Genomic DNA, 17,221 nt, shown 5'->3' with positions numbered 1-17,221 from the left:
CAGCGATGTGCCGAGCCCATGTTCCTCGTTGTTCAGTCGCCGCAAGTTTCTACGGCCACAGGCTCCGTTTGTAGACGCGTGCCCAATTGGCGACAGTCTCGCCGGTCGGATTGAAGGCCGGTGTCACTGCGAACCGAGCTAGGCTGGGTTCGCGTTCCATGCGCGTGCGGATCCTGGCGAACATGGTCAGAACAAATCTCGCAAGTGGCCCGCTGACAGAGCCGCCGGCGCTCGCCTTTGTGTGCGGTGTCCGCGAGATGCTGGCGGGACGACCCGTCAGGGTCCGGTAGGCGTCGATTATCGCGAAGCCCAGATCGCGCCCGACATGGACGTGGGTAGCCGGGCTCCTGTTCATTGAGGCACCGGTCCGCGGCTGCGGCGGAAGCACCTCCGAGATCGCGCGGCCAATCGCGCGGGCCACCGGATCCTGATGTGCTTGCGCGCCCAGATTCGGCCTTCCCGCTCGTTCCCGCGTGCGACGTCCGGTGCGGAATGCATCCGCGCCGGCCGCTGCCCATAGTTGAAGATTCGCGACTTCTCTGAGTGCATGCCTCACAGCGTCATCGGGCGGATCAAATCCGGCAGCCCGTGCCGCGCTCTCGATTGCCGAGACGGGGCTGGTCAGCGGCAGAGTCACATCGGTAACCCGCGGTACTAGGGCGGCGGCGTCGGCGAAGGTGAGTTCAGGCTCCAGGCCCTTGATAATCTCCTGCGCGTGCCGCGCCACCGAATCGAGTGTGCGCTCCACTGCGTCCATGTCGCTGACCCGGGCCGTTGCGAGTCGCTTCACCTGCGCCGACGCTGCAGCGTGCACCTGCGCTGCGCAGGCCGCGAGAGACGGTTCGGCCGAACTGCCCGTGGCGTCTTTGCGCATAGCATCGACCAAAGCCTCACGCAGATCGGCCTCGTCGATGAGCACAATTTCCGCAATTCCAAGCGCAGACATTACCGGCCCCACCATCTCCACTTCGAAATTTCAAACGCGCGGCGCGCACCATACCCCCTTTACAGATGTTTGGTTATATTGAGTTCTTGGGAAAGACCGTTCCGTGGATGCCGCCGCTTTCATGACTTTCCTCGGTGAGGCGTTGTTTCGCTGTCAGCGCACCGCGCTGCATGACGCAGCGCAGTGTCGCACGCGCCAAGACGCTATGCCGGCTCTTCACGGTTGCCGCATTTGGCCGGTCCCAGCACCTTGGCAAATTCATAGCGGTGGGGATCGCCGCGACGCTTGCCGCCTCGGTGCGCCATGGTGATCAGATTCTCCGAGAGCAGCGTCCTGATCGCGTTGCGATAGCGCGTCCTTGCCCATCCTTGCACAACGTTTTCGCGCATCATTGCGGTCGGAACAATGACGAAACTCAGATCGCCGTCGTGGCCGGCGCCGTGGTTGCGGATCAGGCATCCGAGTAGCAGGAACGCGTCCGCGCCGTTGTCGGCTTTCGCCAGGCGATCGAAGATAGCGGCCGGGATCACGACCGAGGATTGCCCCGGGGCGAAAAGGCGGCCTTGCTCGCGATAGTTCCAGACGGACTCCGTCGTCCGATAGACCTCGGTCGCTGCGAGCGGCGGATCGAATCTGGCATTGAATACCTCGGCAGCCTCCATGAGTTCCGTGCGGCTCCCAACGTCACGCGCGACACGCCGGAGATGGTCGAACAACGTCTTGTTGCGCCGGCCAACATCCTTGCCGGTTTCCGCGGGCGCGCGGCCGGCAGGTGCATCGGCGTCGGAGCTGCCGACGGCGCTGCGATAGAACTTCCGGTCGAGCGCGCCGTCCAGCAAATGCGGCAACGACGACAGATCAGCCCAGTTTCCAGCGACGAACGCGTATGATTTTCCGGCGAATTCGCCGGTCCGGCGGACGCTCGGGGGGGCGACGACGAAGCCGCCCTGCGCCTTCACATCGATGGCCAGCCCGTCTTCCCGGATCGGGCCGCTGCGCTCCCCATTCGCCTTATAATATAGGTGATACCCGCCACGAGGCGTCGCCACGATGACTGGGGTAGGGCCGAATCGCTCGATCACGCGATCGAGAGCGCTCGGCGTATCGCAATCGATGACGGTCAGGCCAGACGGGCCGGTGGCGATGCCGATATTGGCGGTGGCGAAGCGCGGGTATCTCAACCAGCCTCTCAATTTCTCGGGGGCGAGCGGCTGGTCCAGGCCGGCCCATTTGACGAGCGGCGCCTTGCCGTCTGCTTTTCCGCACGGGATCACCACCATGCCCGCCTCGGTCAACGCCCGTGCGGCAGTGGCGAACGGGCAGGGCTTGGTTGAGGAATTCTTGGCTGTGGTACTCGAGCGAACTCTCCGGCGAGGAAGCGGGGCGGTTGCTGCGACATTGACTGACATTGATGCACCTCGTTTTGCGAGGCTCGAGGAACGTGCAGACGTCGGTCGCCGCGGCAACAGTCGTTGATCGACCCCTTGATCAGGCGCGGATGGATACGGCAGACTCACTGCATGAAATCCATGCACGACAATGCAGGCGTGTTGCTGTGTAATCCGGCAGCATCCGGGAGCGCGCTGTCCAGGGTGCATCCGCGCCAGCGCCGAGGCGTCGTGCATTCGTTCACCTTCGCTCTCGCTGAACCGCGTATCCTATGAACTCGCGATACGGCTCCCTGTTTCAGATCGACAGCGTTGCTGATGCCGGGTCGGCTCGACGGCTCGATCGAGTGCCTTTGAACGGCACGAAGAGCGATGGCGGTTATGATGAGGCATGGCTGCTGAAGTGGACCCGGGCGATGGGACCGGGGGCTAAGTTGGAAATTGGCCGTTTTGTCATGATAGACGGAGCGGAACATGAGCAAGACGAGACGGAAGATTGAGGCGGCGCTGTATCAGGTTCATCCGAACCAGATTTATGCTTGGAAGAAGCAGCTGCAGGAGCAGGCGGCGCGGGCGTTTGATCCGAAGATCGGGCAGGATGCGGAGGCCGCCGGGCAGCGGGAGATCGAGAGGCTACATGCGAAAATCGGCCAACTGACGATCGAGAACGATTTTTTAGCCAAGAGGTCCGGAAGATGAGCGTGCCGGACCGGCGAGCGAAGCTCGATCGCGATCATGCTGTGCTGTCGATCCGCCGGCAGTGCGTGCTGCTGGGGCTGGCGCGATCCGGGGTGTACCGGCGGCGTCGTGCGGCGAACGACAATGATCTGGACGTGATGCGGCGGATCGACGAGCTGTTTTTGCGCTGGCCGTTTCTGGGCTCGCGCCGGCTGATGGCGGTGCTCGCGGCCGAGGGGGTGCGGGTCAACCGCAAGCGAGTGCAACGTCTGATGCGGCTGATGGGGATTGCGGCGCTCGGGCCGAAGCCGCGGACCAGCAAGCCGTCGGCGGGGCACCGGATCTCGATGGACCGCAAGGGGCGCTGGATGGACAACGTGTTCATCGAGCGGCTCTGGCGATCGCTGAAATACGAAGACCTGTATATCAAGGGCTACGCCGACGGCGCGGAACTGCGCGCCGGCCTGGGCCAGTGGTTTGACTTCTACAACCACCAACGTCCTCACATGGCGTTGGACAACCGCGCGCCGATGGCGGTGTGGCGCGAAGCAATGGTCGGCGTTCTGCCGCCGACGGCCGTGGATATGACGCTTCTCCTGCGGAGAAGCTTGGACAACGCTGCCGCGTTGCCCACATCTCCACAGCCGCAACAACAGCAGGTAGCTTGATAGCCCTTTAGGAGATCAGAACGGATCAGCTTGAACCGCCCCGGGTTTGCCGGAGGCCATTTGGGTTAAATTAGGCGGCGATCTTCAACTGTTCGAGTGTGGCGAAATATCGTTGTTCGGCTTCGGCTGGCGGGATGTTGCCGATCGGCTCGAGAAGGCGCCTGTGGTTAAACCATTCGACCCATTCGAGCGTTGCGAAATCGACGGCCCTGGCATCCACGGCCCGGTAGATGTCCTTGAGCGCGGTTGCAACTGTCTTTCGGTCCTTGTTAGGACACGGAATCCATCGAATTCCTGAGCAGATGAACAATGCGGGTCTGCACGATCTCTCGGGAAAGACTTCAGTGCTCGCTTCCGGCACCAACCAAAGCCCCAAGGCAGCAATCTAAATTGCAGTTGCTGGCAAACCCGAGGCAGTTCACATCCGATGCCGTGAGCCGCTCCACCCAAATACCTCTCAGCCGATATCAGCAGACGATCATCAACACACGATCAATGTCCCCTTATGTCAGCAATATGTGGCGCAAGTGTGCAAGTCCGGAGTCCTGCCACAAAAGTGGCGCCGCCCATCCGAAGGATGTTCCGGCCAGCGACAGCAATACCCAGGCCGCTCGCTCGCCGTGCCGCAGGCTCGCTGTGGCGGTCCAGCTGGCGACCGCAGCCAGGCTGCAGGCAACGACGACGATTGGTGCGTCGAGGTGCCAGAAATATGTCGCCAGGGCGCCTGAAATCGGCGGCAGCAATAGGGCCGCAAGGGCCGTGGCCGGCTGGGTTTGCTCCCGCCGGTTGAGCCCGAGGCGCCAGATGATCAGCCAGCTTCTTGGCGCGATAGTTGCGCACATCAGCGCCAGCGCAACGAACGCTGCCGTGAACTGGCCGCCAAAAGAGGCCAACCAGGCGCTGTGAAGGACTTCCTGTGGAGCCGCCCCGTGCAGGATCGCGTTCCATACAGCGATCGCTTCGGCGGGCGGGCGCCCGAACATTGCACCGCTTAATATCATTGACGATACGACAATGAAGCCTGGCAGAAGTGCAATGGTGAATAGCGCGACCGCGGCGGAAATGCTGTTCATTTCGCGAAAGGCGAGGGGCAGCACGATTAATGTGGGCGCTACCCAGTAGATCGCATTTGGCCAGAGGACGAACATTGCGGCGACGCCAACTCCGAGCAGTATAAGTGCCCGCGTATCGGCGATCGCTTCGACGCGATCGATCGCCAGAATCAGGAGTCCCACCACGATCGTGTAAAAGATCATTGGTGCTCCGCTGGTCGCGATGATGACGATCACCGGGTTCGCGCTGGTGACAAGAATACCCGATGCCGCCAAACCTGGTGACCAACCGCGTTGTATGAGATCACGCGCCAGAAGCCCCTGCGCCAGAGCGGTGGCCGTTATTGTGATGACGACCATCGAGGATGGGCCGCATCCCGGTATCAGGTGCAGAAGATTGATCATCACAAACATCGGCCATTGCCCGGACAGCAACATCTGCGAGTTGGCGTGATTCCAGGACTCGCGCAGGGCGGGCTCGATCGCGCCGGCCAGCAGGAGCTTGTGAGCGGCCGCGGCGAACAACAAGAACGACGCCCCGCCGACGACCAGCGCCACTCGCCACGCACGCGTGACCAGGGGGCCGGAAGCGCGGACCTGGATGTGGTTTGCGCCGCTACTCACTGTGCCTCATTTCCCGTGGCGGAACCCGCCTTGAGGCTGGCAATGGTTTCCTGGGTGCGCGAGGACGTTCCGTGGGTTGTCTTTTCCCAATAATGAGGGTTGGTGACGAGTTGCAGGAGTGCCTTGTAGGCCGCCACGGAGTGCAATACCCAATAGACAGGGGCAAGCAGTCCCCATGGAACCAACCCGTACCAGCGACGCTTCGCGACAGCGACGATATTGAAATACACGTACATCGCGTTGCCCACCATCAGATCGAACAGCGCAAGCACCAGAACGGGCCCCGGGAAGAAGCCGGCCACGGCCGATCGCCCAACGATGACCGAGACGAGAAACATGATCCAGAGCAACGGATTGATCAGCGCGGTCATCGGGGGGAAGCCGATGAACATATGGAAGCCGAGAAATCCGACCGGCCCCAGCCGCCGGTAAAGCTCGACCGGCCGGCGCATATGCACGAGCCATGTCTGCATATAGCCCTTGATCCATCGGCTGCGCTGGTTGATCCAGCTGTGCAGGACGCCGTTTGCTTCCTCGAATGTTGTGGAATTGACCACGGCCACCCGATAGCCAGCCTGCGTGAGGCGGATGCCAAGATCGGCATCCTCGGTGACGTTGTAGGGATCCCAGGCGCCGAGTTCGTGCAGCACCTCGGTTCGGAAGTGGTTCGACGTTCCGCCGAGGGGGATAGGTATGTTCAGCCGGTACAGGCCGGGCAGCAGATAGTCAAACCATTGGCTATACTCGAGTGTGAACATCCGGGTCAGGAAATTGTCATCACGGTTGAAATAGTTGAGCCGTGCCTGAACGCAGGCGACCTCCGGGCCGGAGGCATTGAACAGCGCGACAACCTTGCGCAGCTGGTCGGGTTCAGGGCTGTCCTCGGCGTCGAAAATCACGGTGTATTCGCCGCGCGCGAAGCGAAGCGCATAGTTGCACGCCTTTGGCTTGGTTTTCGGCTGGCTGTCCGGAACCCGGATGATCTCGAAAAGATCCTCAGCACCGAGGGCCTTTGCTGCCTCGATCGTCTCGGTGTCGCCGGCTTCGAGCACCAGTTTCACATCGAGCTTCGCCCGCGGATAATCGAGGCGTCGGATCGAATCGACCAGGATCGGCAATACTTCAGCCTCGCGATACATCGGAACAAGAACGGTGAAGACCGGGAGATCCCCGTCCTTGAGTGCGGCGAGTTCGCTCGCATTGACGGATATATCGGTCCGCCTCCCGCTTCCGACGATCGTGAGGACACCGCGGAACGCGAACAGGGACGCATACAGTGCGGAAACCGTCGCCATGATGCCGAGCAGCGTCAGGCGGGGGGCCAGGCCCAGGGCGAGCAGGAGCGCAAGACCAATCCCCACCGCGACGGTCTTCTGGCCCGCCGAAAGCGTGACTTTTGCCGAGAGTTCCGGATTCCGGTTGAACAGCGCCTCGCGCGCCGCTTCGCTCAATTCTGGATCAAATATCCGTTGAACGGCCCAGATCAAATCGAATTTCGACGTGATCACGAACTCGACGTGACAGCCCGGCATGCGTTCGCGCATGAGGGCGCGGATCGCAGGATCCTCGGGATTCAGGGTTGCGATCACCACAACGCCGTCCGGCTGGCGCCGCCAGGGAATAAACAGGTGACGCAGGTAAAGGTCATGCTCGGCTTCGGCAAGCAGCGTGTGATCGCACGGACTGGCCCGGAGATCGACAAGCGGCAAACCCGATGCGGCGGATAGTTCTCGTGCCCATCGCAAGCTGGTGACGCGATACATCGCGCTCAACACGTCTGGCAGACTGACGCGCCAGGCATAGGCGGTATGGATCGCCTCGTCCCGTTGCAAGGGGGTGACGCTGCCCGCTTGCACCAGGCGGTCGAGTGCTGCCAGATCGCGAGCGGAAGGCGGCCGCCATGGTGGCCGGCCCGAAGCGGGCATGCGTCAGAACCTCAGCCAAACGGCAAGAAAGCCAGCATTGCCGAGAGCGACGTTTCGCCCACCGGCGTCATGCCATAGGCCTGCCTGCACAGCGACATGATGAGTAAGGTCATGCACCACGGAAAACGCGACGCGGTAGAGATTGTAATCCGATCCGCCGGGCGCGGCCGTGCCGACGCTGATCGTGTTGAAGCCTTGCGCGAGCAATAACCAGCCTCGCCGAGGGCGAATACCGATCGTCCCGTCGGCACGGATCTGATCGGCCCAGCCATCGACTTCCATCCGATAGCCTGCTTCGAGATCGGTATAGCCGGACCAGCCACCGGGCAGGCGAAAGGCATGGCCAAACAGCACGCGGCCTTCATATTCGGCGCCTGGCTGGGCAAGAACGGGGGAGGCCGGACTTTGCACGCCGGGGATGCCCAGTTGCCCCTGTACCGAGATCACGTTCCATGCGTCGCGCCACACCGCATAGCGTGCCCAGAGGTTGAATTGCACGAAGCCGGTGGCCCCACGGGTGCCCGGCAGATTCGACTGTATCACTTCCTGAGCCCTGGGTTGGAAACCCAGAGTCAATCGTGGAGTGAGCCCATATTCGATGTAAGGAGACAACTCATATTGCACATAGCGGCCTCGCCCGGCCGGCTGGCCGAACTGGCCATAGCCCTGGGTCGCCGCGTGATAGTCGCTGAACGTCTCGATCGCGATCCAGTGCCCGACGGGCTCGGGCCAGGCACCGGCCCTGGCGGCGGATGTTGTTGCGGCGGTGCCGGCGATGACAAGCGCCGCCAGCCGCCATGCCGGCATTATTCTCCTCATCGACGGTGTCTCCGCCGCGCGAGAATCACGACGAGAGCGACAGCGATGAGCAACCAGATGACCGCAAAGAGCTCCCGACGCCAGGCCGCGACGATGCCCGCCACGCTGGCGACGGCAGAACCGTGGAAGTCCGCCCGGTATGCGGCCGTCTCGAAGGTCGCTGGCGGTCCCGATCCATCATAGAAGGCGATGTTACCATCGCCGGGCAACACAGCCTGAGCCAGGCTGGATCGTGGGCCGGGAGTCAACCACAGTCCCGGAACGCCTGTCTTGGTCGCAACCAGCTGAAGAACGGTCAATTTACGAATATGCGGCAGCTCTATCGCTGCCGACCGGCCGGGAAGCGAAAGCTTTCGGGCGGCGTGCGGCGCCCGAGGTTGCGGCAGCGGCGCCTGTGCCACCACATCACCGGGCTTGTCAGCGATCAGCAGGAACGGACGGGTCGGTGGTCCGTTCGCGGCGATGACATTGATGGCGATCGGATTGACCTCATGGTTGCCCAGCAACTGCGCGACGAGCGGCAGGGTCGGGCCGAGTGCCGCCGCCGGCAGGTCGGTCAGCACGGGAACCGAGCCGCCGCCCGCCGGGGAAAACCCGTTAAACTTTGTCGGCCGGCGCGGGCCATTCCCCAGAACCAGTTCGGTATTGTTCATGAGGGTGAAGTCCACCCCTGCAGGCTGCGAGCACACTTCGGTGTGGCCAAGCCGGCTCAGTTGCAAGGTGACGGGCGCCCCTGCCGACAGAAGTCGCTGGGGCAGATCGATCCGCACATGGTCAAGCCTCACGGCGCCCCGAAAGGCTCGGCTCCAGACGACGTTGCCGCCCACCAGCAAGGTAACGGCCTCGGCGTCGCCCGGTGGAAGGGCGGCGCCTCTCCCCTCCAGAATTACGGCAGTGACGTGCCTGTTGACCGGCAGGGACGCCGGAACGAGAGGAATTGGCACGGTTCTGGTGCCGAATACCGTCACCGTTTTCGAGGCGATGCCAAGCGCTCCGAGTGTGACAGCATCGGCCCCCTGACGTTTGGTGGCGGCACTCGCCAGCGTCGCCGTGACGCCTGCCGAGCGAATGCCGGCGGTCAGTTGATCGGCCACCACCAGACCGCGCGCCGCGGCGGGCGAGCCGACGACGATCTGGGATTGGCCATCGGTGCCGGTCTCGACGTTTGCCACATCGTGTTTCGGGTCTTTGGATGGGTCGATCCGGATCGATGCGTCGGGCTGATCGGAGACGAACGGCGTGATTCCGCGCTCGACAAGCGCGGTGGACAGAATGAGCGCACTATCGATGTCGGCGAGGCTCGGCTGTGACGGCAGCGCGATCGTCACTGGTGTCGAAAGTCCGCGCCAAGCGGTTCCGACGCCTGCCTTTCCGCCGGATGGCGTGAAGCCGGTATTTGCGGCGATGCGGATCCATGTGCTTGCCGGAGAGCGGCCGCCGCAGTGACCGCGCCGGACTGGCGGCAGTGTCTCGATAAAGGTCAGGCGCAGAAAGGAGGATTGCCCTGTCACAAGCGAGGCCGGAATCGTGATGCGGATGGGCGAACCGGCGTCGCTGGCGGGAACGGTATCCACCGGCGTGCCATTGGCCTCGACGGTCAGCGCCGCACCGGCACCAAGTGTACTCGCAGCCATGAAACGCAGGGTCAGGTCGCCCCCGATTGCCCCCTGAGTGACCGGCATGAACACGCTGGCTTGGAGGTGGTCACTCCTCAGGGTAATGCCCTGGGGAAATCCGAGATCCCGTATTGTGTTGGCATCTGCAATACCACAAACCAGATTGGGCATGAGGCCAACCATGGCCAGTATGGCACCGTAGAGGCATTTGGGCCGGATGGAGCGGGGAGACTGGGTTGGAGATTGTGTGCAGTTCACGCGCTCATCGCGTAATCTCAAACTGATCACAGATTATTCCCACAAGACAATATTTTAAGACCAAAACATTAGCTGTCTAATTTAATATCTTTTTTATCAAAATGAGTAAAGTCTGATCGAGAATGTTGACTCGAAATTTGAACGTTTCTGGCTTCAATCATGATTTCGCAGCTATCCGCCGGCCTCGTCGCGCTGAACCGCGGCGTACGCGCTCGCCCATCTTGAAGCTAAAAGGGTTCGGTGGCCGATCCACAACGCTGATGTTTGCGGCTTCGCGACGGTCCGCGACCAAAGAAACCGTTCGGAATATGTCGCCAGTGCGCCGGAACGGCTGCGCTGACAACCTTGATCTGGAACGCCTCCGATCCCATCGCATGCAGCGCTTTGTCTATTTGATAGTCGCGGCATCTTTGGCCGACTGACATGATAGTCAGCGCGCAGCATGAAAATATCAGGTTCCGGTAATACATTGTTAAGGAGACCCAGATAGAAGTTTTATTTAATAAAATAGACCAGTCAATAAAAATGGGAATTGTTTCGTGGTTATTGGGAAGCTACGTCAAATCTCTGACAAAAGCAGGATGGTTGATGCCATTGGGAACTCCTTCGGCATCATCGGTTTCAAACCTGACGGCACGATCATCGACGCCAACGACAGTTTTCTCCGTTTGATGGGCTACGGCGCCGCCGACATCATCGGGCGCCATCATCGTATTTTTGTAACCGTAACCGAGCGCGACAGCGCCGCCTACGGCGAGTTCTGGCAGCGCCTGCGCGGCGGCGCCTTCTGCTCCGGCGAGTTCCGCCGCATCGCCAAGTCCGGCGGCGATGTCTGGCTCCGCGCCTCCTACGTCCCCGTCCGCAACCGCGCCGGCAAGGTCGTCAAGGTGGTGAAGGTCGCCCTCGACATCACCGCCGAGAAACGGGCCGCCGCCGAAAACCAGAGCCTCCTCAACGCCATCGAGCGTTCCCAGGCCGTCATCAAGTTCGCGCTCGACGGCACGATCCTCGAAGCGAACGACAATTTCCTTCGCGTGATGGGTTACGAGCGCGACGAGATCGTGGGCCGCAAGCACAGCATGTTCGCTACACCAGCATACGCCGGCAGTCGCGAATACCAGGCCTTCTGGGAACGCCTGCGCCAGGGCGAATTCATCGCTGGTGATTTCGAGCGCGTGGGCAAGGGCGGCCGCCACGTCTGGCTCCAAGCCACCTACAACCCAGTCTACGACGCCCAGGGCAAGGTCACGAAAGTCGTCAAGTTCGCGGTCGACCTCACCGAGCGCATGGCCGAGGTCGGCCTCGTCGGCGATGCCCTCGAACGCGTCTCCGAAGGCGATCTCACCGCCTCCGTCGACCGCCAGCTGATGCCCTCGCTCGACAAGCTCCGCGTCGACTTCAACACCGCCGCAAGCCGCCTCGCCGAAAGCGTCAACGGCGTCCGCCAGAGCACCGACGAAATCAATCTCGGCGTCGCCGAAATCGCCGACGCCGCCGAAGATCTCGCCCGCCGCACCGAACAGCAGGCCTCCACCCTGGAGGAAACCTCCTCCGTGCTCGACAGCGTCACCACCGGTATCCGCGCCACCGCCGACAACGCCTCCAAGGCCGCCAGCGCCGTCGACGCCACCAACGAGGCCGCCCGCAAGTCCCACAGCATCGTCGGCGAGGCCGTGGTCGCCATGAACCGCATCGAAACCTCCGCCCGCGAAATCGACCAGATCATCGGCCTGATCGACGAAATGGCCTTCCAGACCAACCTCCTCGCCCTCAACGCCGGGGTCGAGGCCGCCCGCGCCGGCGATGCCGGCCGCGGCTTCGCCGTCGTCGCCTCCGAGGTCCGCGCCCTCGCGCACCGCTCCGCCGATGCCGCCAAGTCCATCAAGCAGCTCATCGCCCGCTCCTCCGAACAGGTCGGCAACGGCGTCCGCCTCGTCGGCGAAACCGGCACCGCGCTCGACACCATCCTCGGCCACGTCACCGACCTGCGCGGCCTCGTCGGCGAAATCGCCACCGCCGCCGCCGAACAGGCCGGCAGCCTCGCCGAAATCAACGCCGCCACCGGCCAGATGAACCAGGCCGTCCAGCAGAACGCCGCCATGGTCGAGCAGACCTCCGCCGCCACCCACTCCCTGCGCGAGGAAATCAGCCGCGTCTCCGGCTTCCGCACCGCCCACGCCGCACCGACAGCATCCGCCCCCATCGCCCCGGCCCGCACCCCGCCGCGCCGCGCGCGCCGCGTCGCCGAACCCGCCTGAACCGACAGGCCCGATCCCGCCCGGCCCCGGCCGGGCAGGATAGGGCAGCAGCGTGGCGCGGCGCAAAAACGGTTGCCCACCCCCCCGACCTTCATGGTCCTCACAAGTTTATCTCGACGCCCGTGCATGGGACGTCACATGGCGGAGAGGTCGACATGCCGTTTGGCGCCTACTTTCAAGATCCAGCTGCCGTCGCTGATTTGGAAGACTTCGATGGATAGTGGTTCAACGGCTGAACGCAGGGCGCTCCGCGCCGCTAGACATCTAACGATATCAATAGCTTCCAGTGCCCAGATTTATCGCATTTGGGACGCCATTCGCAATCGGTCCGAGGCTCGTACGCTGTATGAGTTTGGAAATCCTTTCCCGGTATCAATATTCGACGAACCTTTTCGTCGCTTCAAATCACATCCACAGATCGCGCTGGTCTCGTTCTTCAGGGCTTGCTCTCAGGCTCGGCGGAGCCTCAACTGCCGTGTATTTGCAGGGATAGGCAATTTGAACCGCCCCGGGTTTGCCGGAGGCCATTTGAGTTAAGCTAAGCGGCGATCTTCATCTGGTCGAGTGTGGCGAAATATCGTTGTTCGGCTTCGGCGGGCGGGATGTTGCCGATCGGCTCGAGAAGGCGCCTGTGGTTAAACCAGTCGACCCATTCGAGCGTTGCGAACTCGACGGCCTCCAACGATTTCCACGGCCCGCGACGACGGATGACCTCGGTCTTGTAAAGGCCGTTGATGCTCTCGGCGAGAGCGTTGTCGTAGCTATCGCCGACACTGCCGACGGACGGTTCGATGCCGGCCTCCATCAGGCGCTCGGTGTATTTGATCGAGACATACTGGCTGCCCCGGTCGCTATGATGGACGAGCCCGCCGCTACGCACCGGGCGTCTGTCGTGAAGAGCCTGTTCCAGGGCATCGAGGACGAAGCCGGCATGCGCCGTGCGGCTTACCCGCCAGCCAACGATACGCCGGGCGAATGTATCGATGACAAACGCCACATACACAAAGCCCTGCCAGGTCGCGACATAAGTGAAGTCGGAGACCCAGAGCATATTCGGCGCCGGCGCCTGGAACTGGCGGTTGACGCGGTCCTGTGGGCAGGGTGTCGCCCTGTCGCTGATCGTCGTCCTGACCGGCTTGCCGCGGATCACGCCCTGCAGGCCGATGATCCGCATCAACCGCTCCACCGTGCAGCGGGCAACAGCGCATCCTTCCCGCTGCAACTGCCGCCAGACCTTGCGCGCACCGTAGACCTCGAAATTCTCCGCGAACACGCGCCGGATATCCGCCTCGAGCGCCTCATCCCGCCGGGCGCGTTCTGACCGCCTCTCGGGGTTGGCCCGCTTCGCTATATGCTCGTAGTAGGTCGATGGGGCGATCGGCAGGACCCTGCAGATCGGCTCGACCCCATAAGCCCCGCGGTGATCATCGATGAACGAGATCATGGTTTGAACCGGCGGTCGAGCTCCGCCTGGGCAAAATATGCCGACGCCTTGCGCAGGATCTCATTCGCCTGGCGAAGCTCGCGGTTCTCGCGTTCCAGTGCCTTCAGCTTCGCCGACACTTCCGACGGAACACCAGGCGAGCGGCCGCTGTCGCGATCCACCTTCTGCACCCATTCACGCAGCGTATGCGGTGAGCAGCCAAACTTCGCGGCTATCGACACCATCGCCCCTCCGCAGCATTCCACCTGCCAAGGCAGGCGGAACCTTGGCTGCTTCGCCCACCGCGAGGGAGTTCGCCCTCGTGCTCCAGCACCATCCGCACCGCCCGCTCGCGGACTTCAGGAGAAAACTTGTTCGTCGTCAGACTCGTCATGGCTCCATCCTATTTGGGAGTTGGAGCCTCCGGCAAACCCGGGGCGGTTCAGATCCTCCAGAAGCTCCCGAGCTGGTCCAATCCATCGGTTTCATAGTGGTGCTTGTTGCTGCCGTCGCCCGATGACCGATGGCGGCGGATCAAACCCTCCATCGCCACCAAAATGTCTAAAATTAAAAACAATCCATATTTGCGTCCAAGATGTCTTGAAATTTATGAAAATTTTGATTAAACGTTACCCGATACGTAACAGAAACATATATTTTAATAAAATATAAAGTTTTATAGACGCCTTATTCGGTTATCAAAATCACATAAGCAACTGAATTATAAAAAAATCTCTCTTTAAAATGTATATGAATGTTATTTAGGCATAATAATTGCAAAAAATTAAACGGTTGGGGTTGGGGGTCGGCAAAAATCGGCGGACTTCAGGCCGGGGAATTGGGACAAACTGGGGTGATAGACAGGTGATGCAGGGTATTTGGCGTTCAAAATCGTGCCTCGCGGATGGGGGGATGCTCCATACGCGGCCGATATCCTGGTCCTCGTCCTATCCGGCGGTCTTTTCTTATGATTCTGACGTTGGGCCGTGCTTGGCCCAACGAGTGTCCTGTCCCGCAGCCATTTCATTTGCCGGAACGCTCCGGCGGCAATCTCGATATTTTGCTGAAGGTTGAGGGAGATTACGCACATGCTCGGCTATCAAGCTCTGCCCGCCCTGCGCTATCGTGCTCACGTTTCGCTGGGTGACCGTGCCAAACGCGTGTCTGACATCATGGCCGCCACTCTTCTGCTTGTGTTTGCTTCACCGATTTTCGCACTCATCGCCTCTCTGGTCGCGCTGGATGGCGGACCAGTGTTTTTCGCTCATTGGCGTGTTGGTCGGAACGGTGTCCCGTTTCCCTGCTTCAAGTTCAGGACGATGATGATGGGCGCCGACCATTGTCTCGCGGAGTATCTCGAACTGCATCCCGAGGCGAAACACGAATGGCAGGGCGCCCACAAACTCATGCACGATCCGCGGATTACCGGCATTGGCCGCGTGCTTCGCGCGCTGAGCCTCGATGAATTGCCGCAGCTTTGGAACGTGCTCCGCGGCGAGATGAGTCTTGTTGGACCGCGCCCGGTGACTCAGGCTGAAATCAACGCCCATTATCGCGATGCCGCCGATACCTGTCTTTCGGTCAGGCCCGGGCTGACCGGCCCCTGGCAGGTCATGGGCCGCAACGCGCTGACGTATGAGGCGCGGGTCAGTCTTGATGTTGCTTACGTTCGGAGCCGGTCTTTTGTTCGTGACATCGTCATACTCTTCAAAACGTTCGGTGCAGTCGTCGAGGGTAGCGGACAGTGACGGCACTTCCTTCCCGCGGCGCCGGCATTTCGGTGCTGATGACGACCAGCGCTGGCGACAATTCAGTTTCCCTGCGCGATTCGCTCGCAAGCCTGTTCGGCCAGTCCTCGCCCCCCGAACAACTCGTGATCGTTGTGGACGGGCCTATTGACGACAATCAGGACCGTGTTCTTCGCGACTTTGCCGGGGATGGAAGAATTACGGATGTTCGTGTCATCCGTCTCGATCGCAATGTCGGCCGTGTCGGTGCGCTTAACGCGGGCATTCCGCATTGCTCCGGCGAATGGGTGATGCGGTTGGACAGCGACAATATCTGCCGGCCTGATCGCGTTGCACTTCAACGCCACTATCTTGAGGCTCATCCCGAGACAGATGTGCTGTCCGCCTGGTGCAGTGAGTTTGACGAGATTTCGGGGCGGCGTTTCCTCAAATCTTCGCCGGTCGATCACGACAATATTGCTGCCGTATTGCGGTGGCGGAACGTTTTGGTGCACCCGGCGACGGTGGTTCGCAGGTCACGGCTCCTCGAGGTGGATGGATACCGGGCCGAGTATAGCAGGATGGAGGATTATGACCTCTATGTCCGGCTTGTTCTGGCTGGCGCACATTTTCATGCCTTGCCCAAGGCTCTTCTTGACGTACGAAAAAACAAGGCGGCCTATACGCATCTCGGCGGTTTCGGCTACGTGCGTAGCGAGCTGAGGTTCCGTCTGTTCTGCTATCGTGCCGGTTTCCTGTCTCTGTCGCAATTTGCGTTCCTTGTGACGGCCATGATTGTGTTCCGAATGCTCGGCCACCGGCTGCGGGCGGCCCTCTATCCCCTGGTTCGCGTGCCCGCGCCGGATGTAAGTTAGGAATGATTTCGCGCGTGACGCGATTAATTCTATTATGAGTTGTATAATTCAAACAAGTCGACTATATCGGGTTTAATCTAATGTTAACCATATTAGGGTGGAATGGGATTCCACCCTTTTAATGGACGATCTAGCCGCCGATGGTTATGGTAGCATTAGGAACTTCAGGCGGTCGTGGGTTAGACCAAGAAGAAGAAAAGGCCGGCACCGATTCACCGGCGATCAATCTGGTGTAAATTGGGTCGGAAACAGATACCCCGTCCGGAAATCCAATTTTCTGGAGCGCCGTTTCGTATTGCTCAGGAAACATCGCCATCAGCCCAGTGGAGAAATTCAAATTAGGATACTGTCTAGGCTCTTCGATTTTTTTGAAACCCAACCGCCGATACATCGGCATGTGTTGGGTTCGGACCGCATTTATCATCAGGTCAGCATCAAAGTAGAGCCTCAAATACGCGACCATTCGGAAGGCTGCAATTATAAGCGTTCGATCATTTGCAAAGCTAGGGGCGCTGGCAAAGCGATTGATTTCGACGATGCGGCCGGAGCGGCCTGCACGCATCGCCGTCTCTCCAAGTGCCAAAATCTCTGCACCAAAAATATCCATGGAAGGAACTTTGTCGGCACTCGGCCAACGGCCGTCAAGATCAAGGAGAGTCACACGTATTGTGGCGGCCGGTCTGTAATCACGATATATGACGACTGTTCGGCTATTAGCTGCAGCGTCATAGCCGTCAGTAAATAGTTTGTCCCGATGAGCCTCAATATAGCCGTAAGAAAGATAACCATCATAACGTACCTTAGCAGCCTCTCGCATCAATTCTGGAGTTACTGCTATGCGTGCCGTCGTATCTTGGGTTTCCGGTATGGCGAGTATGGTTTCACGTCGTTGCAGTTCGCTGCTGGTGCAAATATAGCCATCCATTTTGGATCTCCTGGATCGAAGGGTATGGTTCATCAAAAC

General features: G+C 60.8%; 12 protein-coding genes, 2 pseudogenes and 1 other annotated feature. Of the genes and pseudogenes, 5 read left to right on the top strand and 9 right to left on the bottom strand.

Annotation, left to right across the window (positions count from 1 at the left end; genetic code table 11):
* Positions 1-49: 49 nt before the first annotated feature.
* Together HUW10_RS04385 and HUW10_RS04380 are read right to left on the bottom strand one after the other, a co-directional pair.
* On the bottom strand, positions 50-946 hold the full coding sequence (locus tag HUW10_RS04385) for a hypothetical protein (RefSeq protein ID WP_174502388.1): 897 nt from the start codon (positions 944-946) through the stop codon (positions 50-52).
* A gap of 203 nt (positions 947-1,149) precedes the next feature.
* On the bottom strand, positions 1,150-2,355 hold the full coding sequence (locus HUW10_RS04380; protein ID WP_255540011.1) for a bifunctional DNA primase/polymerase: 1,206 nt from the start codon (positions 2,353-2,355) through the stop codon (positions 1,150-1,152).
* A 453-nt stretch (positions 2,356-2,808) separates the two neighbouring features.
* Here HUW10_RS04380 and HUW10_RS04375 point away from each other — a divergent pair, with 453 nt between their 5' ends.
* Both HUW10_RS04375 and HUW10_RS04370 read left to right on the top strand, forming a co-directional pair.
* Positions 2,809-3,033, top strand: coding sequence for a hypothetical protein (locus HUW10_RS04375; protein ID WP_174502386.1), 225 nt, complete (start codon positions 2,809-2,811; stop codon positions 3,031-3,033).
* On the top strand, positions 3,030-3,680 hold the full coding sequence (locus HUW10_RS04370; RefSeq protein WP_174502385.1) for an integrase core domain-containing protein: 651 nt from the start codon (positions 3,030-3,032) through the stop codon (positions 3,678-3,680). The genes HUW10_RS04375 and HUW10_RS04370 overlap by 4 nt, the downstream gene beginning before the upstream one ends.
* A gap of 70 nt (positions 3,681-3,750) precedes the next feature.
* Here the strand turns inward: HUW10_RS04370 and HUW10_RS04365 are convergent.
* The 5 genes and pseudogenes from HUW10_RS04365 to HUW10_RS04340 all read right to left on the bottom strand — a co-directional run.
* Positions 3,751-3,888: pseudogene (locus tag HUW10_RS04365) on the bottom strand (IS3 family transposase); the annotation flags it as partial.
* Positions 3,889-4,183: 295 nt separating this feature from the next.
* Entirely contained in the window at positions 4,184-5,356 is a 1,173-nt protein-coding gene (locus tag HUW10_RS04355; protein WP_236656204.1) for a hypothetical protein, read from the bottom strand.
* A complete protein-coding gene (locus tag HUW10_RS04350; protein WP_174502384.1) occupies positions 5,353-7,281 on the bottom strand; it encodes a glycosyltransferase in 1,929 nt (642 codons plus the stop codon). The genes HUW10_RS04355 and HUW10_RS04350 overlap by 4 nt, the downstream gene beginning before the upstream one ends.
* 3 nt (positions 7,282-7,284) lie before the next feature.
* Positions 7,285-8,088, bottom strand: a complete 804-nt coding sequence (locus HUW10_RS04345; RefSeq protein WP_236656202.1) for a hypothetical protein — start codon at positions 8,086-8,088, stop codon at positions 7,285-7,287.
* 8 nt (positions 8,089-8,096) lie between these two features.
* A complete protein-coding gene (locus HUW10_RS04340) occupies positions 8,097-9,887 on the bottom strand; it encodes a cellulose biosynthesis cyclic di-GMP-binding regulatory protein BcsB (RefSeq protein WP_236656200.1) in 1,791 nt (596 codons plus the stop codon).
* Positions 9,888-10,555: 668 nt separating this feature from the next.
* Between HUW10_RS04340 and HUW10_RS04335 the strand changes: the two genes are divergently transcribed.
* A complete protein-coding gene (locus tag HUW10_RS04335) occupies positions 10,556-12,232 on the top strand; it encodes a PAS domain-containing methyl-accepting chemotaxis protein (protein WP_236656198.1) in 1,677 nt (558 codons plus the stop codon).
* 538 nt (positions 12,233-12,770) lie between these two features.
* Here the strand turns inward: HUW10_RS04335 and HUW10_RS04330 are convergent.
* Positions 12,771-14,049 (bottom strand): annotated as a pseudogene (locus HUW10_RS04330) (IS3 family transposase).
* Positions 13,602-13,718: a sequence feature (AL1L pseudoknot), on the bottom strand. (Overlaps the previous pseudogene by 117 nt.)
* A gap of 694 nt (positions 14,050-14,743) precedes the next feature.
* On the opposite strand from HUW10_RS04330, the gene HUW10_RS04325 reads away from it, so the two are divergent.
* Both HUW10_RS04325 and HUW10_RS04320 read left to right on the top strand, forming a co-directional pair.
* Positions 14,744-15,403 (top strand): sugar transferase, encoded by a 660-nt coding sequence (locus HUW10_RS04325; RefSeq protein ID WP_174502380.1) that lies wholly within the window; start codon positions 14,744-14,746, stop codon positions 15,401-15,403.
* Positions 15,400-16,257 carry a glycosyltransferase gene (locus HUW10_RS04320; protein WP_174502379.1) on the top strand — a complete coding sequence of 286 codons (858 nt, stop codon included), beginning with the start codon at positions 15,400-15,402 and terminating at the stop codon, positions 16,255-16,257. Before HUW10_RS04325 ends, HUW10_RS04320 begins: the two co-directional genes overlap by 4 nt.
* A gap of 130 nt (positions 16,258-16,387) precedes the next feature.
* Here HUW10_RS04320 and HUW10_RS04315 read toward each other — a convergent pair whose 3' ends face one another.
* On the bottom strand, positions 16,388-17,182 hold the full coding sequence (locus HUW10_RS04315; RefSeq protein ID WP_174502378.1) for an N-acyl amino acid synthase FeeM domain-containing protein: 795 nt from the start codon (positions 17,180-17,182) through the stop codon (positions 16,388-16,390).
* Between the last annotated feature and the right edge of the window lie 39 nt (positions 17,183-17,221).

The sequence above is a fragment of the Acidiphilium sp. C61 genome (assembly GCF_905116885.1).
In the GTDB taxonomy this organism is placed as follows: domain Bacteria; phylum Pseudomonadota; class Alphaproteobacteria; order Acetobacterales; family Acetobacteraceae; genus Acidiphilium.
This window is presented reverse-complemented; position numbering and strand designations above follow the sequence as displayed.